The sequence below is a fragment of the Neisseria benedictiae genome, from assembly GCF_958267435.1.
Lineage (GTDB): Bacteria > Pseudomonadota > Gammaproteobacteria > Burkholderiales > Neisseriaceae > Neisseria > Neisseria bergeri.
On record NZ_CATQFV010000032.1, the window covers coordinates 107,838 to 133,938 of the forward strand.

Annotated in this window: 23 protein-coding genes; 10 read left to right on the forward strand and 13 right to left on the reverse strand. The window is 53.6% G+C overall.

The window, feature by feature from the left end:
- Window positions 1-40 precede the first annotated feature (40 nt).
- From gnd to Q3O12_RS04255, 4 genes are all read right to left on the reverse strand, one after another.
- Window positions 41-1,489 carry a decarboxylating NADP(+)-dependent phosphogluconate dehydrogenase gene (gnd, locus tag Q3O12_RS04240; protein WP_301669497.1) on the reverse strand — a complete coding sequence of 483 codons (1,449 nt, stop codon included), beginning with the start codon at window positions 1,487-1,489 and terminating at the stop codon, window positions 41-43.
- 774 nt (window positions 1,490-2,263) lie between these two features.
- A complete protein-coding gene (gene lpxC / locus Q3O12_RS04245) occupies window positions 2,264-3,187 on the reverse strand; it encodes a UDP-3-O-acyl-N-acetylglucosamine deacetylase (protein WP_301669499.1) in 924 nt (307 codons plus the stop codon).
- 163 nt (window positions 3,188-3,350) lie between these two features.
- Entirely contained in the window at window positions 3,351-3,680 is a 330-nt protein-coding gene (locus Q3O12_RS04250) for an FKBP-type peptidyl-prolyl cis-trans isomerase (protein WP_002240914.1), read from the reverse strand.
- Between the two features lie 77 nt (window positions 3,681-3,757).
- The gene (locus tag Q3O12_RS04255; protein ID WP_107860405.1) at window positions 3,758-3,976 is read right to left on the reverse strand and encodes a DUF2061 domain-containing protein; all 219 of its coding nucleotides are present in this window, start codon (window positions 3,974-3,976) and stop codon (window positions 3,758-3,760) included.
- A 120-nt stretch (window positions 3,977-4,096) separates the two neighbouring features.
- Between Q3O12_RS04255 and Q3O12_RS04260 the strand changes: the two genes are divergently transcribed.
- Window positions 4,097-5,050: a D-2-hydroxyacid dehydrogenase gene (locus Q3O12_RS04260; protein ID WP_301669503.1), complete on the forward strand. Its 954-nt coding sequence runs from the start codon at window positions 4,097-4,099 to the stop codon at window positions 5,048-5,050.
- Window positions 5,051-5,124: 74 nt separating this feature from the next.
- Here Q3O12_RS04260 and metG read toward each other — a convergent pair whose 3' ends face one another.
- Together metG and glmS are read right to left on the reverse strand one after the other, a co-directional pair.
- Entirely contained in the window at window positions 5,125-7,182 is a 2,058-nt protein-coding gene (gene metG, locus Q3O12_RS04265; protein ID WP_301669504.1) for a methionine--tRNA ligase, read from the reverse strand.
- A gap of 118 nt (window positions 7,183-7,300) precedes the next feature.
- Window positions 7,301-9,139: a glutamine--fructose-6-phosphate transaminase (isomerizing) gene (gene glmS, locus Q3O12_RS04270; RefSeq protein WP_301669505.1), complete on the reverse strand. Its 1,839-nt coding sequence runs from the start codon at window positions 9,137-9,139 to the stop codon at window positions 7,301-7,303.
- Between the two features lie 281 nt (window positions 9,140-9,420).
- On the opposite strand from glmS, the gene Q3O12_RS04275 reads away from it, so the two are divergent.
- Entirely contained in the window at window positions 9,421-9,942 is a 522-nt protein-coding gene (locus Q3O12_RS04275) for a hypothetical protein (RefSeq protein ID WP_301669507.1), read from the forward strand.
- 434 nt (window positions 9,943-10,376) lie between these two features.
- On the opposite strand, the gene mltA is transcribed toward Q3O12_RS04275, so the two are convergent.
- Entirely contained in the window at window positions 10,377-11,702 is a 1,326-nt protein-coding gene (gene mltA / locus Q3O12_RS04280; protein ID WP_301669509.1) for a murein transglycosylase A, read from the reverse strand.
- A 210-nt stretch (window positions 11,703-11,912) separates the two neighbouring features.
- On the opposite strand from mltA, the gene efeU reads away from it, so the two are divergent.
- The 3 genes from efeU (at window position 11,913) to efeB (ending at window position 15,323) form a co-directional block, all read left to right on the forward strand.
- Window positions 11,913-12,752: an iron uptake transporter permease EfeU gene (gene efeU / locus Q3O12_RS04285; protein WP_301669511.1), complete on the forward strand. Its 840-nt coding sequence runs from the start codon at window positions 11,913-11,915 to the stop codon at window positions 12,750-12,752.
- Window positions 12,749-13,915 carry an iron uptake system protein EfeO gene (efeO, locus tag Q3O12_RS04290; RefSeq protein ID WP_301669513.1) on the forward strand — a complete coding sequence of 389 codons (1,167 nt, stop codon included), beginning with the start codon at window positions 12,749-12,751 and terminating at the stop codon, window positions 13,913-13,915. The genes efeU and efeO overlap by 4 nt, the downstream gene beginning before the upstream one ends.
- Window positions 13,916-14,057: 142 nt before the next feature.
- Window positions 14,058-15,323 (forward strand): iron uptake transporter deferrochelatase/peroxidase subunit, encoded by a 1,266-nt coding sequence (gene efeB, locus Q3O12_RS04295; protein WP_301669514.1) that lies wholly within the window; start codon window positions 14,058-14,060, stop codon window positions 15,321-15,323.
- A 198-nt stretch (window positions 15,324-15,521) separates the two neighbouring features.
- On the opposite strand, the gene Q3O12_RS04305 is transcribed toward efeB, so the two are convergent.
- The 4 genes from Q3O12_RS04305 to Q3O12_RS04320 form a co-directional block, all read right to left on the reverse strand.
- Entirely contained in the window at window positions 15,522-15,827 is a 306-nt protein-coding gene (locus Q3O12_RS04305; RefSeq protein ID WP_301669515.1) for a zinc ribbon domain-containing protein YjdM, read from the reverse strand.
- Between the two features lie 76 nt (window positions 15,828-15,903).
- A complete protein-coding gene (gene glmU / locus Q3O12_RS04310) occupies window positions 15,904-17,274 on the reverse strand; it encodes a bifunctional UDP-N-acetylglucosamine diphosphorylase/glucosamine-1-phosphate N-acetyltransferase GlmU (protein WP_301669527.1) in 1,371 nt (456 codons plus the stop codon).
- Window positions 17,275-17,328: 54 nt separating this feature from the next.
- The gene (locus tag Q3O12_RS04315; RefSeq protein WP_301669516.1) at window positions 17,329-17,601 is read right to left on the reverse strand and encodes a spore cortex protein; all 273 of its coding nucleotides are present in this window, start codon (window positions 17,599-17,601) and stop codon (window positions 17,329-17,331) included.
- A gap of 25 nt (window positions 17,602-17,626) precedes the next feature.
- Complete coding sequence (locus tag Q3O12_RS04320) at window positions 17,627-18,307, reverse strand: pyrimidine 5'-nucleotidase (RefSeq protein WP_301669517.1); 681 nt, start codon at window positions 18,305-18,307, stop codon at window positions 17,627-17,629.
- A gap of 58 nt (window positions 18,308-18,365) precedes the next feature.
- Between Q3O12_RS04320 and Q3O12_RS04325 the strand changes: the two genes are divergently transcribed.
- The 3 genes from Q3O12_RS04325 (at window position 18,366) to Q3O12_RS04335 (ending at window position 20,821) form a co-directional block, all read left to right on the forward strand.
- A complete protein-coding gene (locus Q3O12_RS04325) occupies window positions 18,366-19,367 on the forward strand; it encodes a thiamine ABC transporter substrate-binding protein (RefSeq protein WP_301669518.1) in 1,002 nt (333 codons plus the stop codon).
- Window positions 19,368-19,461: 94 nt separating this feature from the next.
- Window positions 19,462-20,310 (forward strand): mechanosensitive ion channel family protein, encoded by an 849-nt coding sequence (locus tag Q3O12_RS04330; protein WP_301669519.1) that lies wholly within the window; start codon window positions 19,462-19,464, stop codon window positions 20,308-20,310.
- A 25-nt stretch (window positions 20,311-20,335) separates the two neighbouring features.
- On the forward strand, window positions 20,336-20,821 hold the full coding sequence (locus Q3O12_RS04335; protein WP_301669520.1) for a CinA family protein: 486 nt from the start codon (window positions 20,336-20,338) through the stop codon (window positions 20,819-20,821).
- Window positions 20,822-20,922: 101 nt separating this feature from the next.
- On the opposite strand, the gene msrAB is transcribed toward Q3O12_RS04335, so the two are convergent.
- Window positions 20,923-22,491: a bifunctional peptide-methionine (S)-S-oxide reductase MsrA/peptide-methionine (R)-S-oxide reductase MsrB gene (msrAB, locus tag Q3O12_RS04340; RefSeq protein WP_301669521.1), complete on the reverse strand. Its 1,569-nt coding sequence runs from the start codon at window positions 22,489-22,491 to the stop codon at window positions 20,923-20,925.
- A 145-nt stretch (window positions 22,492-22,636) separates the two neighbouring features.
- Here msrAB and ftsY point away from each other — a divergent pair, with 145 nt between their 5' ends.
- Together ftsY and Q3O12_RS04350 are read left to right on the forward strand one after the other, a co-directional pair.
- Window positions 22,637-24,157, forward strand: a complete 1,521-nt coding sequence (gene ftsY / locus Q3O12_RS04345) for a signal recognition particle-docking protein FtsY (protein WP_301669522.1) — start codon at window positions 22,637-22,639, stop codon at window positions 24,155-24,157.
- Between the two features lie 650 nt (window positions 24,158-24,807).
- Window positions 24,808-25,077: a DUF3079 domain-containing protein gene (locus Q3O12_RS04350; RefSeq protein ID WP_301667647.1), complete on the forward strand. Its 270-nt coding sequence runs from the start codon at window positions 24,808-24,810 to the stop codon at window positions 25,075-25,077.
- A gap of 597 nt (window positions 25,078-25,674) precedes the next feature.
- On the opposite strand, the gene Q3O12_RS04355 is transcribed toward Q3O12_RS04350, so the two are convergent.
- The coding region (locus Q3O12_RS04355; RefSeq protein WP_301669523.1) for a transposase at window positions 25,675-26,101 on the reverse strand (427 nt) is incomplete at its 5' end.

A 26,101-nucleotide genomic window follows, 5' to 3' on the forward strand; every position in this document is an offset into this window, starting at 1 on the left:
ATGCCGTCTGAACGGTTCAGACGGCATTTCGGCAACGGAATCAAATATCGTAGGTTGTCGAAGCGGTATCTCCGCCCTTGCCCGTCCAGTTGGTATGGAAAAACTCGCCGCGCGGTTTGTCGGTGCGCTCGTAAGTGTGCGCGCCGAAGTAGTCGCGCTGTGCCTGCAAGAGGTTGGCAGGCAGACGTTCGGTCGTGTAGCCGTCCAAGAACGTAATCGCCGAAGCCATGCAGGGCATAGGGATGCCGCATTCGACCGCCTTGGCAACCACCTTGCGCCATGCCGGCAGGCAGTTTTCCAAAATATTTTTGAAATACGGATCCACACCCAAGAACACCAAATCGGGATTGTTTTCATAGGCATCGCGGATATTGCCCAAAAACGCGCTGCGGATAATACAGCCTTCACGCCACAGCAGCGCAGTGTTGCCGTAGTCCAAATCCCAGCCGTAACTTTCGCCCGCTTCGCGGATCAGCATAAAGCCTTGTGCGTAGGAAATGATTTTGGATGCAAGTAGAGCCTGTCTCAACGCCTCAACCCATTCTTGTTTGCCGCCTTCGACGGGCATAACGGTTCGGGCGAACAGCTTGCCAGTCTGCACGCGCTGTTCTTTGAACGACGAAACGCAGCGGGCGAATACCGCTTCGGAAATCAGCGTCAGCGGAATGCCCAAATCCAAAGCATTGATGCCCGTCCACTTGCCCGTGCCTTTTTGCCCTGCCATATCGAGGATTTTCTCGACCAGCGGTTCGCCGCCTTCGTCCTTATAGCCCAAAATTGCCGCTGTGATTTCAATCAGATAAGAATCCAGCTCGGTTTTGTTCCACGCGGTAAACACGCGGTGCATTTCGTCGTAGGACAGTCCCAAACCGTCTTTCATAAACTGGTACGCTTCGCAAATCAACTGCATATCGCCGTATTCGATACCGTTATGCACCATTTTGACAAAATGTCCCGCGCCGTCCTTGCCGACCCAGTCGCAACACGGTTCGCCCTGCGGCGTTTTGGCGGCAATCGCCTGAAAAATCGGTTTGACCGCTTCCCAAGCGCGCTTATCCCCGCCCGGCATAATGGACGGCCCGCGCCGCGCGCCTTCTTCGCCGCCGGATACGCCCGCGCCGACAAACAAAATCCCTTTTCCAGCAAGGTAATGTGTCCGCCGTGTCGTGTCGGGATAATTGGCATTGCCGCCGTCGATAATGATGTCGCCTTCTTCCAACAACGGAAGCAGTTGTTCAATAAAGTCGTCAACCACCGAACCTGCGCGAACCATCATCATGATTTTTCTCGGTTTTGCCAGCTTATCGACCAAGTCTTGCAGGGAATTCGCGCCGACAATATCCGTTCCCTTAGCCGCGCCGTTTAAAAATTCGTCCACTTTACTGGTTGTCCGGTTGTAGGCGACAACCTTAAATCCGCAATCGTTCATATTCAAAATCAGGTTTTGACCCATAACCGCCAAACCGATTACGCCAATATCGCCTTTCATTGCAGGAAGCTCCGTTATAGATTTAATTTATCGACTGCAACTCTACCTGATTTACACTTGTTTAACAATCCTTAACTTTTTAATTTTTTGAAAAGATGCCTTTACGCTTTACTGTGGCGTTCCCCTGAAGGGTTATAAATAAAATATAAAATTTAAATAATAAAACGATGATTATATTGATATGAAAAATTTTCTGTGGGTAACTTTTTTTTATTTTAAAAATCATTGGGATTTCCGTTTTAAAAGGGTGTCGGTAAGGCGGATTCCCTTTTGTGCATGCCTGTGGATTGTTTTTCGTGAAGGATTGGTTTTATGGATAGTTTGCTTGTTGTGCAGATGGCATCCTACTTTTCTTTACCGAATGGCTGCCGGCGCCTTTAAGAACGGGAATACTGTGGAGATTTGAGAGGGAAATGTGTTTGGAACTTGTGGGAATAGTAAGTTGACGGCACGAATGTCTTTTTTTCTGCATATTGGCAGAGTGTGCATCCGGATTTGTGTATAAGTGGTGGAGAAAATGAGATTTCCGGGTAAATCTCACAATATTTCAGTTAAATAGCTTTGGGTTGGTTGTGTATAAGTATAGTGGATTAAATTTAAAGCAGTATGGCGTTGCCTCGCCTTGCCGTACTATTTGTACTGTCTGCAGCTTCGTCGCCTTGTCCTGATTTTTGTTAATCCACTATAAAGTTTCGGATGGGATACGTATATAAAAATGCCGTCTGAAGCGGGTATTTTATCGATTCAGACGGCATTTGTTTGGAGAATGGGGCGTTATCCACAATTTCTGATGTTCAGCTCGTGAAATGCGTCGGGCAAATCATCGCTGTCGGAAAATTCCACCCATTCGTAAGCCGTTTCGTCTGCTAAAACCGCGCGCAAGAGTGCGTTGTTGATGGCGTGTCCCGATTTGTAGCCTTCAAACGCGCCGACAATCGGATGTCCGACGATATACAAATCGCCGATGGCATCAAGGATTTTGTGGCGGACAAACTCATCGGGATAGCGTAAACCTTCGGGATTCAGGACATCTGTGTCGTCAATCACGATGGCGTTGTTCAAATTGCCGCCTAAGCCGAGATTGTGGGCACGCATCATTTCAACTTCGTGCATAAAGCCGAAAGTGCGCGCGCGTGCGATTTCATCGATGTAGGATTTGCCAGCGAAATCGATTTCAAAAGTGGGCGAACTGCGGTTGAAAACCGGATGGTCGAATTCGATGGTCAGGGTAACTTTAAATCCGTCATACGGTGTAAAGCGCACCCATTTTCCCGCTTCTTTGACTTCGACGGGGTTGAGGATTTTTAAAAAACGCTTTTGCGCCTTTTGGTCGACAACGCCCGCATCTTGCAGGAGGTAAATAAACGGCAGGCTGGAGCCGTCCATAATCGGGATTTCGGGTGCGTTCAATTCAATCAGCGCATTGTCGATACCGTAGGCGGACAGTGCGGACATGATGTGTTCGATGGTGCCGACGCGCACGCCTTTGTCGGTAACGATGGTGGATGAAAGGCGGGTATCGTTGATCAAATAAGGGGTCAGTTTGATTTGCCCACCCATTTCCCCTTCCAAATCCGTGCGGCGGAATGAAATCCCGCTGTTTTCAGGTGCGGGGTGCAGGGTCAGCGCGACCCGTTCGCCGGAATGCAGGCCGACTCCGGTAACACTGATGGATTTCGCCAAAGTTCTTTGCAGCATAAACCGCTTCCTTATCAATGGGGTAAGTTGGGGAATGATACGATAAAACCGGAAAAACAGGCTATGTTTTTCAATAGTATTTGCCAATACGGATGTTTTATTTAAAACAAAATGCCGTCTGAAACGATTTGTTTGTGTTTCAGACGGCATTGGTCAGGCAGCTTTATTCGTACACTTTTAACAGCTCGACTTCAAATATCAAAGTGGCGTGCGGGGGAATCACACCGCCGGCACCGTGTGCGCCGTAACCCATTTCCGAAGGGATGGTCAGCTTGCGTTTGCCGCCTTCCTTCATGCCGCCGAAGCCTTCGTCCCAACCTTTGATAACTTGTCCGACGCCGAGCGTGATGGTCAGCGGTTGGCGGCGGTCGAGGCTGGAGTCGAATTTGGTTCCGTTTTCCAGCCAGCCAGTGTAGTGGACGGTGATTTCTTTACCCTTTACCGCCTCTTTGCCGAAGCCTTCCTGCAAATCTTCAATAATCAGGCTGCCCATATTTGTCCTTTCGTTGCTTGTTGGTCAAAACGGCAAGGGTAACATACCGTCCGTCGAAGTCAAATGCCGCTCAAACGTCAGCTGCACCGGTGCAGCTGAAACGGCTGTGTTTGTTTGACTGTTTTATTTTTTTCGTAAAGGTTCCATGCTTTTTCATGGAAATAGAAAACGACGGTGTTGATTAGGGGCTCGACCAGCGCGACCGCCCCCGATACGCCTATACTGTCCGTCAGTACATAGGTTACACTGAAGGCAACGCTGAAATGCAGTGCGGCAAAAGTCAGGGTTTTAAGCATCATCCTCTCTCGGATTGGACATTGACGGAGGGATGATAAAGATTATCATAAGGCTGCGCGGTTTAAATTTGCTATTTGTTGTTAGTGTAAATAAATCATTTTTCAAATGGGGATAAAATTATGAATCAGAAGAAAGTAGTCGTATTGGATGCGGATACTTTACCCGGTCGGACTTTTCACTTCGATTTCCCGCACGAGCTTACGGTTTACGGCACGACAGATGATGCGGAAACGGCGGTACGCGTATGCGGTGCGCACATCGTCATCACCAATAAGGTTGTCATTTCTGCCGATATCATTGCGGATAATCCTCAGCTTGAGCTGATTGCCGTCAGTGCGACCGGTGTGAACAATATCGATATTGAGGCTGCGAAGGCGGCTGGTATTGCTGTATGCAATGTCCGCGCCTACGGAAACGAATCGGTTGCGGAACATGCCTTTATGCTGATGATTGCCTTGATGCGGAATTTGCCCGCCTATCAGCGTGATGTTGCGGCAGGATTATGGGAGAAGTCGCCGGTTTTCTGCCATTACGGCGCGCCTATTCGGGATTTGAACGGTAAAACGCTGGCGGTTTTCGGACGCGGCAATATCGGGCGGACGCTTGCCCGATACGCGCAGGCGTTCGGTATGGGGGTGGTGTTTGCCGAACACAAACACGCGCCCGACGTGCGCGAAGGCTATGTTTCCTTTGAAGATGCGGTACGGACTGCCGACGTGTTGTCGCTGCACTGTCCGCTGAACGCCCAAACTGAAAATATGATAGGCGAAAACGAATTGCGGCAGATGAAGCCCGGTGCGGTTTTAATCAATTGCGGACGCGGCGGGCTGGTGGATGAAAACGCGCTGCTTGCTGCACTCAAATACGGGCAGATCGGCGGGGCGGGTGTTGATGTTTTGACGGAGGAACCGCCTAGGGGCGGCAATCCCTTGCTGAATGCACGATTACCCAATCTGATTGTTACGCCGCATACCGCGTGGGCAAGCCGCGAGGCTTTGGATAGGCTGTTCGATATATTGTTGGCGAACATTCATGCCTTTGTGAAAGGCGAGGCGCAAAACCGGGTGGTTTGATTTTATTGGGATAACGAAAAACAATGCCATCTGAAGGACTCAAGGGTTCAGACGGCATTGTTTGAGATTTCTGCTTAACCGACTTTGTCGCCCGGCTGCGCGCCCGCATCCACATCCAAGAGCTTCAGTTTCCCGTCTGCCGTGGCGGCGGAGAGGATCATGCCTTCGGATACGCCGAATTTTGCCATTTTGCGCGGGGCGAAGTTGGCGACGGCGATGACCATGCGGCCGTTCAATTCGGCAGGGTTCGGGTAAGACGCGGCGATGCCGGAGAAGATGATGCGTTTTTCAAAACCGAAATCGAGGTCGAATTTTAAGAGTTTGGTGCTGCCTTCGACAGCTTCGCAGTTCAATACTTTGGCAACGCGCATATCGATTTTCATAAAGTCGTCAAAGCTCGCTTGTTCGGCGACTTTTTCGTATTTGCTCTCTTCGGCGGCAGGCGCGGCTGCGGCGGTGATGCTTTGTTTGTTGGCTTCGATTAAATCGTCCACTTGTTTTTGCTCCACTCGTTGCATTAAATGTTCGTATTTGTTGATGGTGTGTTCGCCTAAGGTTACCCTTGTGTTCGCCCAAGTAACCGCGTCCAGATTGAGGAAACGCGCGGCATTGGCGGCGGTTTGCGGCAACACGGGGGTGAGGTAGGCGGTCAATATGGTAAAGGCGTTGATGAGCTCGCTGCATACTTCGTGCAGGCGTGCGTCTTGGCCTTCTTGTTTGGCAAGCTCCCAAGGTTTGTTGGCATCAACGTATTCGTTCACCGCATCAGCCAAAGCCATAATGTCGCGCAGGGCGCGGGCGTATTCGCGGTTTTCGTATTGCTCGGCGATGGTGTCGCTTTCGGCGGCGAGTTTTGCCAGCAATGCGCTGCCTGAAACGTCTTTCAGACGGCCTTCAAAGCGTTTGGCGATGAAACCTGATGCGCGGGCGGCGATGTTGACGTATTTGCCGACGAGGTCGCTGTTGACGCGCGAAATAAAGTCTTGCAGGTTCAAATCGATGTCTTCGATTTTGCTGTTGAGTTTGGCGGCGATGTAGTAGCGCATCCACTCGGGGTTCAGGCCTTGTTCCAGATAGGATTTGGCGGTGATGAATGTGCCGCGCGATTTGGACATTTTTTGTCCGTCCACGGTCAAAAAGCCGTGTGCGTACACGCCGGTCGGGGCGCGGTGGCCGGAGAAATGCAGCATGGCGGACCAGAACAGGGCGTGGAAATAGAGGATGTCTTTGCCGATGAAGTGGTACATCTCGGTTTGGCTGTCGGCTTTGAAGTATTCGTCAAAATCGATACCGATGCGGTCGCACAGGTTTTTAAACGACGCCATGTAGCCGACGGGCGCGTCCAGCCAGACGTAGAAGTATTTGCCCGGCGCGTCGGGGATTTCAAAACCGAAATACGGCGCGTCGCGGGATATGTCCCAGTCGGACAGGGTGGTTTCTTCGCCTTCGCCCAACCATTCTTTCATTTTGTTGAGGGCTTCGGGTTGCAGATGGGGCTTGCCGTCGTGCGGGTTGTTGCCGGAAGTCCATGCTTTCAAGAAGTCGGCGCATTCGCCCAGTTTGAAGAAGAAGTGTTCGGATTCGCGCAATTCGGGTTTGGCACCGGAAACGGCGGAATACGGGTTGATCAGTTCGGTCGGGGAATAGGTTGTGCCGCAGACTTCGCAGTTGTCGCCGTATTGGTCTTGGGCGTGGCATTTCGGGCATTCGCCTTTGACGAAGCGGTCGGGCAGGAACATTTGTTTTTCGGGGTCGAAAAGCTGCTCGATGACGCGGCTTTCGATTTTGCCGTTGGCTTTCAGCGCGCGGTAAATGTCTTGGGAAAACTGTTTGTTTTCAGGGGAATGGGTGCTGTAATAATTGTCGTAGCCGATGCCGAAACCGGTGAAGTCGGCGAGGTGCTCTTCGCGCACTTTGGCAATCATGTCTTCGGGCGCGATGCCTTGTTTTTGCGCGGCAAGCATCACGGGCGTGCCGTGGGTGTCGTCGGCACAGCAGTAGTAGCATTCGTGGCCGCGCAGTTTTTGAAAGCGCACCCAAACGTCGGTTTGGATGTGTTCGACCATGTGGCCGAGGTGGATGCTGCCGTTGGCATAGGGCAGGGCGGAGGTAACGAGGATTTTGCGTGTCATGGTTTATGCTTTTGGGGATAGATGGTAAAGGGGAATTATACCGTAAATCCGATAGATAAATGCCGTCTGAAGCCTGAAAAATCGGGCTTCAGACGGCATTTTTGCAAAACGGAGGGCGTTATTCGACGGTTACGGATTTAGCCAGGTTGCGCGGCTTGTCCACATCCGTGCCGCGTGCGAGGGCGGTGTGGTAGGCGAGGAGCTGCACGGGGACGGTATGCACGACGGGGGATAATTCTCCGACATGGCGCGGTGCGCGGATGACGTGCACGCCTTCGGTGGCATTAAAATTGCTGTCGAGGTCGGCAAAGACGAAAAGTTCGCCGCCGCGCGCGCCGACTTCCTGCATATTGGCTTTGACTTTGTCCAGCAGGCTGTCATTGGGCGCGATGACGACGACGGGCATATTTTCGTCCACCAGGGCAAGCGGCCCGTGCTTCAGTTCGCCGGCAGGATAGGCTTCTGCGTGGATGTAGGTGATTTCCTTCAGCTTCAACGCACCTTCGAGGGCAATCGGGTAATGGATGCCGCGCCCCAAAAACAGCGCGCTGGTTTTCTTGGCAAACTGTTGCGGCCATGCGGCAATTTGGGGTTCGAGGTTCAAAGCGTGCTGCACGCTGCCGGGAAGCTGTCGGAGTTCTTCGGTGTAACGCGCCTCGTCTTCTTCGGAAACCAAGCCGCGTACCTTCGCCAGCGTTACCGCCAAACCGAACAGCGCGACCAGTTGCGTGGTAAATGCTTTGGTCGAGGCGACGCCGATTTCCGCACCGGCACGGGTATAAAGCACGAGGCTGCTTTCGCGCGGTAGGGCGGATTCCATCACGTTGCAGATGGAGAGGCTGTGGCGGTGTCCCAAGGATTTGGCGTATTTCAAAGCCTCCATCGTGTCCAGAGTTTCGCCGGATTGGGAAATGGTAATGACCAGTTGGTCGGGATCGGCAATCACGCTGCGGTATCGGTATTCGCTGGCGATTTCGACATCGGCTGGGATTTTGGCGATGGATTCCAACCAATATTTAGCGGTCAGCGCGGCGTAATAGGAGGTGCCGCAGGCAAGGATTTTGACGCTGCGGATGCTTTCAAACACGCTTTGGGCGTTTTTGCCGAAGTTTTCGGGGATGAAGCCGCCGTCGAGGAAAACCTCCGCCGTGTCCGCAATCGCGCGGGGCTGCTCGTGGATTTCCTTTTGCATAAAGTGGCTGTACGGGCCCAGCTCCAAAGAAGCAAGGGAGAGTTCGGATACCTTGACTTTGCGTTCGGCGGACAGGCCGTTTTTATCGGTCAGCCTTTTGATGCCGTCTGAAGCCAGCAGTGCGATGTCGCCGTCTTCGAGGTACGCCACGCGGCGCGTAAAGGCGATGACGGCGGATACGTCCGAAGCGATAAAGGTTTCATCGTCGCCCAAAGCGACCAAAAGCGGGCAGCCCATACGCGCCACAACTAATTCATCAGGCTTGTCTTGGGCAATAACCGCGATGGCGTATGCGCCGTGGAAACGTTTGACCGCTTCCTGCACGGCTTCAAACAGCCTGCCGCCGTTTTGCGCGTATTCGTGATTGATGCTGTGGGCGATGACTTCGGTATCCGTTTGCGATTCAAAACGGTATCCCAAACCTTCCAAACGTTTGCGTTCGCTTTCAAAGTTTTCGATGATGCCGTTGTGGACGACGGCAATCATACCGCCGCTGATGTGCGGGTGGGCGTTCGGCTCGGTAACGCCGCCGTGTGTCGCCCAGCGCGTATGCCCGATGCCGATGCCGCCGCTGATGCCTTTTTCGCGTGCCGCGTCCTCCATAAGCTGTACGCGTCCAACGCGGCGCACACGTTTGATTTTGCCGTCGGTGTTGACGGCAATGCCTGATGAGTCATAACCCCGATATTCGAGGCGTTTGAGTCCGTCGGTCAGAAAATCGACGACGTTGTGATGGGCGCGGATGGCGCCGACGATACCGCACATAACTGTTCCTTAGTATCCGGTTGAAAAAAAAGATGCGGACGGCTCCCGTGCCGCACCTTCCGCTTCGGATTATAAACCGCCTCCCGCGCCGAAAAAACAGCAAAATGCCGTCTGAAGGTTTGGGCTTGCTCAAAAAAAAGGAGGGATTTCCCTGTTTGTCCGGGATGGGCGTTCAGACGGCATTGCCTGCCGCCAGTTTATAGTTTTTGCAAATCAATATTGACAAGCTGAAAAAAAAAAACAATATACTCACCCGGTCTTAATGTTAACGGAGTATGGAAATGAAACAAATGCTTTTGGCCGTCGGCGTGGCGGCGGTGTTGGCGGGCTGCGGCAAGGATGCCGGCGGTTACGAGGGGTATTGGCGCGAAAAGTCGGACAAAAAAGAGGGTATGATTGCCGTCAAAAAAGAAAAAGGTAATTACTTCCTTAATAAAATCAACGTGTTTACAGGTAAGGAAACATCTGTGGTTTTGTCTGAAAAAGACGGCGCGCTTTCGATAAACACAGGGATAGGGGAAACCCCGATCAAACTTTCCGACGACGGGAAAGAGCTGTATGTCGAACGCAGGCAGTATGTCAAAACCGATGCGGCGATGAAGGACAAAATCATCGCCCATCAGAAAAAGTGCGGACAAACGGCACAGGCATACCTCGACGCACGAAATGCGTTGCCATCAAACCAAACGTATCAGCAGCGTCAGGCGGCGATCGAGCAGTTGAAACGGCGGTTTGAAGCCGAGTTTGACGAATTGGAAAAAGAAATCAAATGCAACGGCAGACCCTCGGCATTGTTGCTTTAGCAGAGGACAACCGGGAGGATGCCGCCGTCCGAATCGGATGTGCGGTTTCCTGACTGATACGGGCGGGCGGGAATGTCCGCCTTTTTTTGTTCGGACGCGTTTGAATACCCGTTTAATTCCGATCGTTTGCAAGGGGGATTTTCGTTCGGGCGGAAATTATAGTGGATTAACAAAAAACAGTACGGCGTTGCCTCGCCTTAGCTCAAAGAGAACGATTCTCTAAGGTGCTGAAGCACCAAGTGAATCGGTTCCGTACTATTTGTACTGTCTGCGGCTTCGTCGCCTTGTCCTGATTTTTGTTAATCCACTATAATTCCGTCAAATAAGAAAGGCGTTTTGTCCGACCGGCAGGCTTGTGCCTGCGGTATCGCAAAACTTCGCCTTAATGCGTCCGATTGGCCGTGATGGGCTTCAGACGGCATTGTTTTGCCGGTTCACGGGCGGTATTCGGGCTTCATGCCGTTGGGCAGAAGCTGCCAGACGTAACCCGGTTCTTTCATTTTACCAGCCGTTTCCCCTGCTTCGTCGCCGTAGCCCCAAAAATAATCCACGCGCACCGCGCCTTTAATCGCGCTGCCGGTATCCTGCGCCATAATCAGGCGGTTGAGTGCTTTGCGGGTAACCGGGTGGGCGGTAGCGACAAATAAGGGCGCGCCCAAGGTAATGTAGTGCCGGTCGACTGCGCCGGCATACTCACCCATCAGCGGAGTGCCCAGCGCGCCGACGGGGCCGTCATTGCTGCTTCCGGCAAGCTCGCGGAAAAAGACATAGCTGGGGTTTTGCCCCAAAACTTCGGCGAGGCGTTGCGGATTTTGCCGCATATAAGACTTAATGCCCTGCATGGAGGTTTGCCCGAGTTTGAGATAGCCCTTATCCGCCATGTATTTTCCGATGGAAACATACGGATGCTCGTTTTTGTCGGCATAGCCGATGCGGATGTATTTGCCGGACGGGGTTTTCAAACGGCCCGAGCCTTGTATGTGCATGAAAAAAAGTTCGACGGGGTCTTCGGCGTAACCGAGTATCGGGGCTTTGCCGTCAAGCGCGCCGCCGTTGATTTGGTTTCGCGTATGGTAGGGGAGGAAGCGGCTTCCTTCAAACCTGCCCTTGATTGCCGTTGTGCGCGCGGTGATGGGGAATCGGGAGAGGTCGGCGGTGTGCGTGCCGCCGGCATTGTCGATCGTGCCGCTGTTTTTCCCCGTCTGCCTGATGCGGACAAGGGCTTTCCCGCTCCGCAAACCGGCAGGCAGGGGGACGGAGATAAAATCGTCGGGAATGCCGTAAATCGGGAAGCGGGCCTGTTCCGTCCGCCTGTCGTCGCCCTTCAGTACCGGTTCGTAATAGCCGGTAACCGTACCGGCAAGGCTTCCGTTGCCTGCAACCTGCCACGGCGTGAAATAGCGTTCAAAAAACTGTTTTGCCTGAAAGGAATGGACGGGGGTTTGAAAGGCTTGGGCGCACACATCCTGCCAGCCTTGGCGGTTTTTCAAATTGGCGCAGCCGAGGCGGAAGGATTGCAGGCTTTTGGCAAAATCCTGCGCCGCCCAGTGGGGCAGGGACAGGTGCGGCACAACGGTATAAACGGCCCCGCCGCCGGCAACCGTCGTTCCGGCGGGGTCGGGGATGCCGGCCGGCCGGTCCGGGCCGTTGATGACGGATGTGTCGGGTTGCGGAAAGGTTTGGATGCTCTTGCTTTGGCAGGCGGCGAGGATGGCGGCGGAGATGCCGTACAGGGCGGCGCGGAACAGGTATTTTTTCATAATGGACAATGTTGCCGGCAGTAATAAGAAAGATGGTTTCGGGCGGCGTTGCGGCAGCCGTGGAGAGGGGATTTTAACACAGGGCGCAGCTGCAGCCTGCGGAACTTTCCGCCGCGCGGCAATGCAGATAAAAATAACTTGCATTTGTATTTACAAGCAATGAAAATATTCCGATAATATATTATTCATCATCCTTGTTCGTTCGCGTTTATGCTGGTCGCTTTTTTAATTATGTTGCGCGAGGGTATCGAAGCCGCGCTCATCGTCGGCATCGTTGCCGGTTTTCTGAAACAGTCCGGACATTCCAAACTGATGCCTAAGGTCTGGTTCGGGGTCGTCCTTGCTTCTTTGATGTGTTTGGGGCTGGGGTACGGCATCCATTCGGCAACGGGCGAGATTCCCCAGAAGCAGCAGGAGTTCGTCGTCGGCATTATCGGTTTGGTTGCTGTCGCGATGCTGACTTATATGATTTTATGGATGAAAAAAGCCGCCCGTTCGATGAAGCGGCAGCTTCAGGATTCTGTGCAGGCGGCTTTGAACCGTGGCAGCGGTCAAGGATGGGCCTTGGTCGGTATGGCGTTTCTTGCCGTGGCGCGCGAAGGTTTGGAGAGCGTTTTTTTCCTGCTTGCCGTATTCAAACAGAGCCCGACGTGGCAGATGCCGGCCGGTGCGGTAGCGGGGGTTTTGGCTGCCGCCGTGATTGGCGCGTTGATTTATCAGGGTGGGATGCGCCTGAATCTGGCGAAGTTTTTCCGTTGGACGGGGGCGTTTCTGATTGTCGTTGCCGCCGGTCTGCTTGCCGGCTCGCTGCGTGCGCTGCATGAGGCAGGTATTTGGAACGCGCTTCAGGACATTGTGTTCGACTCATCAAAATATTTGCACGAAGACAGTCCGTTAGGTGTGCTGCTCGGCGGATTTTTCGGCTATACCGACCATCCGACGCAGGGCGAGGCCTTGGTTTGGCTGCTGTACCTTATTCCCGTGATGACTTGGTTTTTACGCGGCAGTAAGCCGTCTGAAACTTTAACCCGTAAAGAGGAGCTGAAATGAGAAAACTCAATTTGACTGCATTGTCCGTGATGCTTACCTTAGGTTTGACTGCTTGCCAGCCGCCGGAAGCGGAGAAAGCCGCGCCGGCCGCGTCCGGTGAGACCCAATCCGCCAACGAAGGCGGTTCGGTCAGTATCGCCGTCAACGACAATGCCTGCGAACCGATGAATCTGACCGTACCGAGCGGACAGGTTGTGTTCAACATTAAAAACAACAGCGGCCGCAAGCTCGAATGGGAAATCCTGAAAGGCGTGATGGTGGTGGACGAGCGCGAAAACATCGCCCCCGGACTTTCCGACAAAATGACCGTAACCCTGTTGCCGGGCGAATACGAAATGACCTGCGGCCTTTTGACCAATCCGCGCGGCAAGCTGGTGGTTACTGACAGCGGCTTTAAAGACACCGCCAATGAAGCGGATTTGGAAAAACTGTCCCAACCGCTCGCCGACTATAAAACCTACGTTCAAGGCGAGGTTAAAGAGCTGGTGGCGAAAACCAAAACCTTTACCGAAGCCGTCAAAGCAGGCGACATTGAAAAGGCGAAATCCCTGTTTGCCGCCACCCGCGTCCACTACGAACGCATCGAACCGATTGCCGAACTTTTCAGTGAACTCGACCCCGTCATCGATGCGCGTGAAGACGACTTCAAAGACGGCGCGAAAGATGCCGGGTTTACCGGCTTCCACCGTATCGAACACGCACTTTGGGTAGAAAAAGACGTATCCGGCGTGAAGGAAATTGCAGCGAAACTGATGACCGATGTCGAAGCCCTGCAAAAAGAAATCGACGCATTGGCATTCCCTCCGGGCAAAGTGGTCGGCGGTGCATCCGAACTGATTGAAGAAGTAGCGGGCAGTAAAATCAGCGGCGAAGAAGACCGGTACAGCCACACCGATTTGAGCGACTTCCAAGCTAATGTGGACGGTTCGAAAAAAATCGTCGATTTGTTCCGTCCGCTGATTGAGGCCAAAAACAAAGCCTTGTTGGAAAAAACCGATACCAACTTCAAACAGGTCAACGAAATTTTGGCGAAATACCGGACTAAAGACGGTTTTGAAACCTACGATAAGCTGAGCGAAGCCGACCGCAAAGCGTTACAGGCCCCTATTAACGCGCTTGCCGAAGACCTTGCCCAACTTCGTGGCATACTTGGTTTGAAATAAGCCTTAAGCGTTCAGACGGCATTTGGCGACAGATGCCGTCTGAAATTTTATCTGCAAAACCGGAAAGGTATTGAAAAAGGCGGAGATTTCCGTTCCCCGCGTTCCGCTGTATCGGATACAGAGTTTAAACAAAGGATAAAACATGAGTACGAACAACCCGACACAACCGACCAGGCGCACTCTCTTTAAAACTGCGATCGCAGCCGGAGCAGTCGGCGCAATCGGAGGTTATCTCGGCGGCAAAAAACAGGGCGAAACCGCCGAACGCACCGCCGAAAGCCAACACTCGCCCCAAGCTTATCCCTGCTACGGAGAACATCAGGCAGGCATCGTTACGCCGCAGCAGGCATTTTCCATTATGTGCGCCTTCGACGTTACCGCACAAAACGCCAAGCAGCTGGAAAACCTGTTCCGTACGCTGACCGCCCGCATCGAGTTTCTCACCCAAGGCGGCGAATATCAAGACGGCGACGACAAACTTCCACCCGCTGGCAGCGGCATTTTGGGCAAGGCCTTCAACCCGGACGGATTGACCGTTACCGTGGGGGTGGGCAGCAGCTTGTTTGACGGCCGATTCGGACTCAAAGACAAAAAACCGGTTCATTTGCAGGAAATGCGCGACTTCTCCAACGATAAGCTGCAAAAAAGCTGGTGCGACGGCGATTTGAGCCTGCAAATCTGCGCCTTTACCCCCGAAACCTGCCAAGCCGCCCTGCGCGACATCATCAAACACACCGCCCAAACCGCCGTTATCCGCTGGAGTATCGACGGGTGGCAGCCCAAATCCGAACCCGGCGCGATGGCGGCGCGCAACCTGTTGGGCTTCCGCGACGGCACGGGCAACCCCAAGGTTTCCGATCCCAAAACCGCCGACGAGGTTTTGTGGACGGGTGTGGCCGCCAACAGCCTCGACGAACCGGAGTGGGTGAAAAACGGCAGCTATCAGGCAGTCCGCCTTATCCGCCACTTTGTCGAGTTTTGGGACAGGACGCCGCTTCAAGAGCAAACCGACATTTTCGGGCGGCGCAAATACAGCGGCGCGCCGATGGACGGCAAAAAAGAAGCCGACCAACCGGATTTTGCCAAAGACCCCGAGGGGAATACCACGCCCAAAGACAGCCATATGCGTCTGGCGAACCCGCGCGATCCCGAGTTCCTCAAAAAACACCGCCTCTTCCGCCGCGCCTACAACTATTCGCGCGGACTTGCCTCGAGCGGACAGCTTGATGTCGGGCTGGTGTTCGTCTGCTATCAGGCAAACCTTGTCGACGGATTCATCTTCGTGCAAAACCTCCTTAACGGCGAACCGCTGGAAGAATACATCAGCCCCTTCGGCGGCGGCTATTTCTTCGTGCTGCCCGGCGTGGAAAAAGGCGGCTTCTTGGGGCAAGGGCTGCTGGGCGTATAAACCTGCCTGACGGACAAATGCCGTCTGAATCCGATAAGGGGTTCAGACGGCATTTTACTGTTTGGGCGGTCAGGCTTTTTTGACGAATTCGGATTTTATAGTGGATTAAATTTAAATCAGGACAAGGCGACGAAGCCGCAGACAGTACAAATAGTACGGCAAGGCGAGGCAACGCCGTACTGGTTTAAATTTAATCCACTATAAATTCATCGCGCTGCCGTCGATTTTACAGCCGATGTTGTGATCGCCTTCTTGCAGGCGTATGCCTTTGACCTTCGTACCTTGTTTGATCACCATCGAGCTGCCTTTTACCTTGAGGTCTTTGATGAGGATGACGGTGTCGCCGTTTTGCAGCACCGCGCCGTTGGCATCGCGCACTTCCACCGCAAGGTCGGCGGCGGATTCGGTTTCATTCCATTCGTGGGCGCATTCGGGGCAGATGTATTGTCCGCCGTCTTCATAGGTGTATTCGGAGGTGCATTGCGGGCATGGGGGTAATGACATGGTTTGCAGTCCTTATTTGATATCGGAGAGGGTTGATGCCGTCTGAAACCTGAAACCGGCTTCAGACGACATGGCTTTATTGTTTGTCTTTTTCCGGCCTCACCCAGCCTTCGATGACGGTTTGGCGGGCGCGGGCGAGGGCGAGTTTGTTGTCTTCGACATTGCGGGTAATCGCGCTGCCTGCGCCTGTAGTTACTTTGTTGCCCAGTGTTACAGGGGCAACCAGTACGCAGTTTGAACCGATGCGTACTTCGTCGCCGATGACGGTTTTGTGTTTGTGCACGCCGTCATAGTTGGCAATAATCGTACCTGCACCGAAGTTGGTTTTGCTGCCGACTTCGGCATCGCCTATGTAGGTGAGGTGGTTGGCTTTGGTGCCGTTGCCGATGGCGGCGTTTTTGACTTCGACGAAGTTGCCGATGTGTACGTCGGCGGCTAGTTTGGCTTGCGGACGCAAACGGGCGTAGGGGCCGATTCGGTTGTTTTCGCCGACTTCGCAGTCTTCGAGGTGGGAGAAGGGGGCGATTTTGCTGTTTGCGCCGATTTTGGCGTTTTTGATGACGCAGTTTGCGCCGATTTCGACGTTGTCGCCGAGTTCGACTTCGCCTTCAAAGATACAGTTCACATCAATCACGACATCTTGTCCGTGTTTCAGATGGCCTCGTAAATCGAAACGTGCCGGGTCGCGTAGGGTAACGCCTGCTTTGAGCAATTCTTGTGCCTGTTCGGTTTGAAAGATGCGTTCGAGTTCGGCGAGCTGGAGTTTGTTGTTCACGCCGGCGGCGAGGTAGGAGGCGCGTACTTGGACGGGATGAACTTTAATACCGTCGGCAACGGCTTTGGCGATGAGGTCGGTCAGGTAGTATTCGCCTTGGGCATTGTTGCTGGAAAGGCTGTTCAGCCAGTTTTCGAGTTTGGCGTTGGGCAGGACGAGGATGCCGGTATTGATTTCTTTCACGGCTTTTTGGACGGCGTCGGCGTCTTTTTCTTCGACAATGGCGGTTACGCTGCCGTTGCCGTCGCGGATGATGCGGCCCAAACCTGACGGGTCGTTGGGAACATCAGTCAACAGCCCGACTTCGCCGCCTGCGGCTTCGAGCAGGGTTTCGAGGGTTTCAACGTCAATTAAAGGAACGTCGCCGTACAACACCAGCGTGCGGCCTTCGGCGGAAAGGTGGGGCAGGGCGGTTTTGACGGCGTGGCCGGTGCCGAGCTGTTCGGTTTGTTCGACCCAGACGACATCGCGTTTGACGGTGTCTAAAACTTGCTCTTTGCCGTGGCCGACGACGACGCAGATGTTTTGCGGATTCAGCGCGGCGGCGGTGCCGATAACGCGCTCAACCATGGGCTTGCCGCCGATGCAGTGCAGCACTTTGGGCATTTTGGAATACATGCGCGTGCCTTTGCCTGCGGCGAGGATGACGATGTTTAAAGTGTTGTGCAGCATAGCGTTTTCCTGTGCGATGCCGTCTGAAGCGGCTTCAGACGGCATCGGGCGGGTTTATCGGTTTTGAAATTTGGGCTTTTGCCAGTTCTGTCCGCGTACGCCTTGTTCGGAATCGTCGGTTTGGTCGGGCAGCACGGCATGGCGTTCGGGGCGGTATTGGTTGTAGTTCATATTTTTCGAGTAGCTGCCGTCTTGGTAATAAACGGGCGTGCCGACGGGATATTTTTGACGGACGGCGGTCTTGCCGTTGCCGTCTTGATAAGTTTCCCACGCGCAGCCCGACAGTACGGCGGCGGTAGTCATCAGAATAAGGAAGGTTTTACGCATGGCTTTTCTTTCGTATTTTCGGGGTTTAGGGGGTATTGTAATGATTTTGGCGGCGTTCTGACAAAGTTTCTGCATACTGTGCCAGTTGCGCCATATCGCTTACGGAGGCGTCGATAAAGGGCAGCGCGTGGGATTTTGCACCGAACCAGACGGTTTTCATGCCCAATGCTTTTGCCTGATGCAGGTTGTCCGCGCTGTCGTCCACCATAATGCAGCATTCGGGCGGTACGTCCAACAGGCGGCAGACATTGAGATACGCTTGCGGATTGGGTTTGTACAGCAGTCCGAAATCGTCCGTGCCGAACAGTGCGTCGAAACGGTTTTCCAAACCGAGTGCGCCGACAACGGCACGGACGTAAAACGACGGGCCGTTGGAAAAAACCGCCTTGCGCCCGTTCAGACGGCATAGGGTGTTTTCCGTATCCGCCATGCCGTGCAGCTTGGTCAGGATTGCATCGATCGGATGGCTTTCGCGCAAAAATTCCGCAATGTCGATTTCGGGATGGTAGATTTGCAGTCCGGCGAGCGTTGCGCTGTAGCGGTGCCAATAGTCTTGACGCAGGTCGGACGCAGCAGATTCGGAGAGTTTGAGGCGGCGTGCCATATAGCGTGTCATAGCGCGGTTGATGAGTGTGAAGATGCCTGCGTCGGCATCGTGCAGTGTGTTGTCGAGGTCGAACAGCCACACGGTCGGGTTTTCTTGCATTTTGAACCGTGAAAATTTGTTAGAATGTTATTTTACAGCGAATAGAGGAGGACTCGGAATGAAACGGAAAATTTGGCTGCTGCCGCTGCTGGCGGTTTCGGCATACCTGCAGGCGCAGACGGAAGTCAGGCTGGCGGTGCATAAGTCGTTCAGCCTGCCCAAAGGGCTGATTGCGCGCTTCGAGCGGGCAAACGATGCGAAGGTGTCGATTATTCAGGCGGGCGGCGCGAACGAAATGCTCAACAAACTGATTTTGAGCCGCGCCAACCCGATTGCCGATGCGGTGTACGGCTTGGACAACGCCAATATCGGCAAGGCGCGGGAAATGGGCATTTTGGCGGCGGCGCAACCCGGATCCGCCCCCGTCGCGGTCGGGCTGCCTTCGGCTTTGGCGGTTGATTACGGCTATGTGTCCATCAATTACGACAAAAAATGGTTTGAAGGCAAAAAGCTGCCCCTGCCGCAAACCCTGCAGGATTTGACCCGCCCCGAATATAAAAATCTATTGGTCGTGCCGTCCCCCGCCACGTCGTCCCCCGGCTTGGGCTTCCTGATGGCGAACATCAGCGGGATGGGTGAAGAAGGTGCGTTCAAATGGTGGGCACAGATGCGGCAGAACGGCGTGAAGGTCGCCAAAGGCTGGAGCGAGGCGTATTACACCGACTTTTCGCACAACGGCGGCGCGTATCCGCTGGTGGTTGGTTATGCCGCCAGCCCTGCGGCGGAAGTGTATTTTTCCAAAGGCAAATACAGCGAGCCGCCGACGGGCAACCTGTTTTTAAAAGGCGGCGTATTCCGTCAGGTCGAAGGCGCGGCGGTCTTGAAGGGCGCGAAACAGCCGAAGCTGGCGGCAAAACTGGTGCAATGGCTGCAAAGTCGGGAAGTGCAGCAGGCGGTTCCGTCCGAAATGTGGGTTTACCCCGCCGTCAAAAACACGCGCCTGCCTGATGTGTTCCGTTTTGCACAAGCACCGACGTACACCACCGCACCCGCGCAGCGCGATATTGATGCGAACCAGCGCGGATGGGTTTCCCGTTGGATCAGGACGGTTTTGAAATAAAACAAACATACCGCCCCGCAGGGCTTCAGACGGCATTTTTACACCGGTGCCGATTCCGCCGCACGGGGAGGATATTCGATCGAGAGGAAAAACAATGGACTTCAAACAATTTGATTTTTTACACCTGATGAGTGTTTCCGGCTGGGAGCATCTGGCTGAAAAGGCGTGGGCGTTCGGGCTGAACCTTGCCGCCGCGCTGCTTATTTTCCTGATTGGGAAATGGGCGGCGAAACGCATTGTCGCCGTAATGAGGGCGGCGATGACGCGCGCCAAGGTCGATGCCACGCTGATTAGTTTTTTGTGTAATGTTGCCAATATCGGCTTATTGATTTTGGTGATTATTGCCGCATTGGGCAGATTGGGCGTTTCCACAACATCCGTAACCGCCTTAATCGGCGGCGCAGGTTTGGCGGTGGCGTTGTCCCTGAAAGACCAACTGTCCAACTTTGCCGCCGGCGCGCTGATTATCCTGTTCCGCCCGTTCAAAGTCGGCGACTTTATCCGCGTCGGCGGTTTTGAAGGGTTTGTCCGGGAAATCAAAATGGTGCAGACTTCTTTGCGGACGACCGACAACGAAGAAGTCGTGCTGCCCAACAGCGTGGTGATGGGCAACAGCATCGTCAACCGTTCCACACTGCCGCTGTGCCGCACCCAAGTGGTTGTCGGCGTCGATTACAACTGCGATTTGAAAGTGGCGAAAGAGGCGGTGTTGAAAGCTGCTACAGAACACCCCTTGAGCATTCAAAACGAAGAGCGGCAGGCCGCCGCCTACATCACCGCCTTGGGCGACAATGCCATCGAAATCACACTGTGGGCCTGGGCACACGAGTCGGACCGCTGGACGCTGCAATGCGACTTGCACGAACAAGTGGTCGAAAACCTCCGCAAAGTCAATATCAACATCCCGTTCCCGCAACGCGACATACACATCATCAATTCTTAAACGCCGTCTGAAAGGGGAGTGGGAAATGGACGCATTGCACACCATCGCCCGAAACCTGACGAAAAAACGTCAAACCGTAAGCTGTGCCGAATCCTGCACGGGCGGAATGCTTGCCGCCGCATTCACAAGCGTTGCAGGCAGTTCGCAATGGTTCGACCAGAGTTTTGTAACATACAGCAACAAAGCCAAAGAAGACCGCTTGGGCGTGTTGCCCGAAACCCTGCTCGAACACGGCGCAGTCAGCCGCCAAACCGTCCGCGAGATGGCGCGAGGCGCGAAAGCCGTGGCGCAGGCGGATTACGCCGTCGGTATTTCCGGCATCGCCGGCCCGGGCGGCGGCAGCGAAAGCAAACCCGTCGGCACGGTTTGGTTCGGGTTTGCCTTTCCGGGCGGAAGTTGTGAAGCAATGCGCCGTTTTGACGGCAACCGCGAATCCGTCCGCGCGCAGGCGGTCGCCTTTGCGTTGGAAAGGTTGGCTGGGCTGGTTGAAAACGGCGGCGATGCCGTCTGAACAAAATCTCCGTCTGAACAAAATCCCCATCGGATAAAAAATGCCGTCTGAAACATTGCAGGTTTCAGACGGCATTTTGTCGGGTTAGGCGGCGGTGCGGTTTATTTCACTTTGCCTTTCAACGCGCCGTAGCCTGCCGCGTCCATTTGTTCCAGCGGGATGAATTTCAAGCTCGCGCCGTTGATGCAGTAGCGCAGTCCGCCTTTGTCTTTGGGGCCGTCGGGGAAGACGTGTCCCAAGTGCGAATCGGCGGCGCGGCTTCTGACTTCGGTGCGGCGCATATTGAAGCTGAAATCATCGTGTTCGGTAACGGATTTTGCATCAATCGGGTGCGTGAAGCTCGGCCAGCCGCAGCCGGAATCGTATTTGTCGGCGGAGCTGAACAAAGGTTCGCCGCTGACAACGTCCACATAAATGCCGGGTTTGAACAGATGGTCGTATTCGTGGCTGAAGGCGTATTCGGTCGCGCTGTTTTGGGTAACTTGGTATTGCTCTTCGGTCAGGGTGCGTTTGAGTTCGGCGGCACTCGGTTTTTTATACGTTGCCGCGTCGAAGCCTTTGCCTTGCGGGGCGGCTTTGGTTTTGCCCGGCAGCGGTTCGTCGGCTTTGCGGATGTCGATGTGGCAGTAGCCGTTGGGGTTTTTAATCAGGTAGTCCTGATGGTATTCCTCGGCATCGTAAAAGTTTTTCAGCGGCTCGTTTTCAACGACGAGGGGAAGTTTGTATTTTTGCTGCTCGCGTTTGAGGGCGGCGGCGATGACGGCTTTTTCGGCGGGGTCGGTGTAGTACACGCCGCTGCGGTATTGCGTGCCGGTGTCGTTGCCCTGTTTGTTGAGGCTGGTCGGGTCAACGACGCGGAAATAGTATTGCAGGATGTCGTCGAGGCTGAGTTTGTCGGCATCGTAGGTAACTTTGACGGTTTCGGCGTGACCTGTATGGCGGTAGGACACGTCTTCGTAGCTCGGATTTTTCGTTTTGCCGTTGGCGTAGCCGGATACTGCGTCAACCACGCCGTCGATGCGTTGGAAATAGGCTTCCAAGCCCCAGAAGCAGCCGCCGGCGAGGTAAATGGTGCGCGTGTTCATGATTTTTGAATCCTTTTTCTGTGTGTCGGGTTTGTAGAACGAATGTTTCAAACTGCCCAAATCGGCATTCGGGTCGCGGATTAACGCCAATGCCTGCGCTTCGTTGATGCTGCCTTTGACGATGCGCTGCACGTCGCCGTCTTTACCGATTAACGCCCAAGAAGGGTAAACGCCGATATTCAGGTTTTGGGCGATCGTGCCGCCGTTGTCGGTAACGACGGGCAGCTTGGGATAATTCAAACCGGCATACCATTTTTGAAAGTCGCCGTCTTTTTTCTCGTGCAAAAAGCCCGGGGAGGCGACGGTAATCAGGTTGGCGGAGCTGAATTTTGCATCTTGCGCCCATTTTTCGGTCTGCCCCAGTTCGGACAGACACAAAGGACACCAGCTCGCCCAGAATTTAATCAGCGTCGGTTTGTCTTTTTTCAAATAAACGTCGGCGGGGCGGTTGTCCGCGGTTTTCAAAGTGGATAAAGTGTGCGGCACGGTTGCGGCTTCGGCATCGGCGATTTTGGGCGAACAAGCGCCCAGCGCAAACAGACAGCCGAACTTGGCGCAAAGGGAAAAGAAAGTACGGGGTTTCATTTTGATGTTTCCTGTGTGGACGGTTTGTATGATTAGACGTTTGAGATGTCGAAACCTTACAGCCCGGATTTTCAGACAACCTTGCCGTGTAAAATACGCTACAATACTCCCTATTTCAAGTTTCTAAAATTAAAAGGAAAATTCAATGTTCAGCTTCTTCCGTCGCAAGAAAAAACAGGAAACTCCGGCTCCTGAGGAGGCTCAAATTCAGGAAACCGCAGCAAAAGTAGAATCTGAAGTTGCTCAAATAGTTGAAAATATTAAAGAAGATGCCGAATCTTTAGCAGAAAGCGTCAAAGGACATGTTGAATCAGTTGTCGAATCGGCTGTTGAAACCGTCGAGCAGGTACGGGAAGCTTTGACCGAAACGCCGTCTGAAACAGTGGAAAAAGTAGAAGAACACGTTGAAGCGGCAAAAGAATCGGCTGTTGAGGCAGTTAGCGAGGCTGTTGATCAGGTTCAAGAAACCGTTGCTGAGATGCCGCCTGAAGTAGCCGATGCTGTTGAGGAAGTAGCGGAACAGACTGAGGCGGTAAAAGAAGCAGCTGTTGAGGCAGTTAGCGAGGTTGTCGAGCAGGTAAAGGAAACCGTTGCCGAGATGCCGTCTGAAGTGGTCGAGGCTGCTGAGGAAGCAGCAGAACAGGCCGAAGCGGTCAAAGAAGAAGCTGTTGAGGCAGTTAGCGAAGCTGTCGAGCAAGTTCAAGAAGCCGTTGCGGAAACACCGGCTGAAGCCCCTGCTCCAGTAGAAGAACACAAGCTCAGTTGGGCTGCGCGTTTGAAACAAGGCTTGACTAAATCGCGCGACAAAATGGCGAAATCGCTGGCGGGCGTGTTCGGCGGCGGGCAAATCGACGAAGACTTGTACGAAGAGCTGGAAACCGTGCTAATTACCAGCGACATGGGCATGGAAGCGACGGAATACCTGATGAAAGACGTGCGCAACCGCGTCAGCCTCAAAGGGCTGAAAGACGGCAACGAATTGCACGGCGCATTGAAAGAAGCTTTGTACGACTTGATTAAGCCGTTGGAAAAACCGCTGGTCTTGCCCGACACGAAAGAGCCGTTCGTCATCATGCTGGCGGGCATCAACGGCGCGGGCAAAACCACCTCCATCGGCAAACTCGCCAAATATTTCCAAGCGCAGGGCAAATCCGTATTGCTGGCGGCAGGCGATACTTTCCGTGCCGCCGCGCGCGAGCAGCTTCAAGCTTGGGGCGAGCGCAACAACGTAACCGTGATTTCGCAAACCACGGGCGATTCCGCCGCCGTTTGTTTCGATGCCGTCCAAGCCGCCAAAGCGCGCGGCATCGACATTGTGCTTGCTGACACCGCCGGCCGCCTGCCCACGCAGCTTCATTTGATGGAAGAAATCAAAAAAGTGAAGCGCGTGCTGCAAAAAGCCATGCCCGACGCGCCGCACGAAATCATCGTCGTGCTTGATGCCAATATCGGTCAAAACGCCGTCAACCAAGTCAAAGCCTTTGACGACGCATTGGGGCTGACCGGTTTAATCGTTACCAAGCTAGACGGCACGGCAAAAGGCGGTATCCTTGCCGCGCTTGCCTCCGACCGTCCAGTTCCCGTCCGCTACATCGGCGTGGGCGAAGGCATAGACGATTTGCGTCCGTTTGACGCGCGCGCGTTTATCGACGCACTGCTGGATTGAGCCGAAATGCCGTCTGAAAACGGCAGACCGATGCCGTCATTCCCGCGCAGGCGGGAATCCAGTGTGTTCGGTTTCAGTTGTTTTTGGGTTTCGGGTAATTTCCAAATCGTCATTCCCACGAAAGTGGGAATCCAGACCTTCGGGCAGCGGCAATATTTAAAGATTATCTGAAAGTTTGAGGTTCTAGATTCCCGGTTTCACGGGAATGGCGAAGGGTTGCGGGAATGACGGAAATGGTGAAGTTTCAGACGGCATCATCCACCCTCCGCCGTCATTCCCACGAAAGTGGGAATCCAGACCTGTCAGCACGGAAACTTATCGGGTAAAAAGGTTTCTCTAGTCCCGAGTCCTAGATTCCCACTTTCGTGGGAATGACGGAATGTAGGTTCGTGGGAATGACGGTTTAGGTATTTTTATAGAAAGCCGTAGCGGTGGGCTTCAGCCCACCCATCCACCCATCCTACCAACTCCCCCACCTTATCCCCAAAAAACACCCCCGCGCTTGACACATTTACCGTATAAAATACCGACACCGCCTCATACGGTATTTCACAAACCTTAACCCCTGCGCGTAAAAAACGTATAAACCCGAAACCGTTGCCGCCGCATCCCCTATAATTTCATCCAATAAAAAAAACGAGGCACATATCATGGCGAAAAAATTCCCCATATTCCCCAAAAACCCCGAGCGCATCTGCTGGGGGTGCGACAAATATTGCCGCGAAGACGATTTGCAGTGCGGCAACGGCTGCGAGCGCATCCAACACCCCATCGAGCTGGACGGGCGCGAGTGGTACAAAAAAGGCGACTGGAGCAACCTCTTGAGCGAAGCCCAGCAAATCGAACTCGGTTTGAAAGAAGCCCCGAAACCCGCCAAACCCCATGTCAAACTCCCCCTCAAAAACAAAACTGGGTTGTAACGGCAGACCGTTTCCAGCAGATTGCAGGGTTGCGCCGATTATTTTTAGTTTCGGTAAAAACATAAATCCGCAGGACATTTTCGTAAGGCGGGCTTTATCCCACCAATTCCACCAATCCGCACCATCCTTATTAATGCAAAAACACAAACGGTAGAACGGCATTCCCGCTTAACGATGACAACCATTTTGCCGATTTATGTCCGCAACCCGATGCGTTTTTAAGGATGCGGCGGGCCGAATCTCATCGTTCCATACCGCTTTTACCAATTCAAATTCAAATTCCCTGCCGATTCCAAATACACATCCGCAACGTACAGGGCGTTCGCAAACCTGAATGGCGGGCTTCATCCCGCCAATCTGCACTGTTCCACTTTAACCCGCAAAAAATACCAGCTACCCCATCCCTAAAACCGCAAATACACGGTCAATGGCGGAATGATTTTGTCGGTTTGAGACCTTTGCAAAATTCCTTTTCCCCCGACAGCCGAAACCCCAACACAGGTTTTCGGCTGTTTTTGTTTCAAATATCCACTGATTCTACCCCAATACCCCCTTAATCCTCCCCGGATACCCGATAATCAGGCATCCGACCGCCTTTTAAGCAGCAACAGGCGCACTTAGCCTGTTGGCGGCTTTCAACAGGTTCAAACACATCGCCTTCAGATGGCTTTGCGCACTCACTTTGAGCAGACCAAAATAGGCCGCCCGAGCATAGCGGAATTTACGGGGCAACGTACCAAAGCTCTGTTCGACCACATAACGGGTCTTCGACAAATACCGGTTGCGTTTGGTTTGCGCCTCCGTCAGCGGACGGTTGCGGTGGGCTTTGCGCATAATGCCGTCTAACAACTGATGCTCTTCCAGATGTTGCCGGTTTTCCTCACTGTCATAGCCTTTGTCGGCATAGACGGTCGTACCTTTGGGCAGACCTTCCAACAAAGGCGACAGGTGTTTGCACTCATGGGTATTGGCTGGGGTGATGTGCAGTTTCTCGATATAGCCTTCCTCATCGGTGCGGGTATGT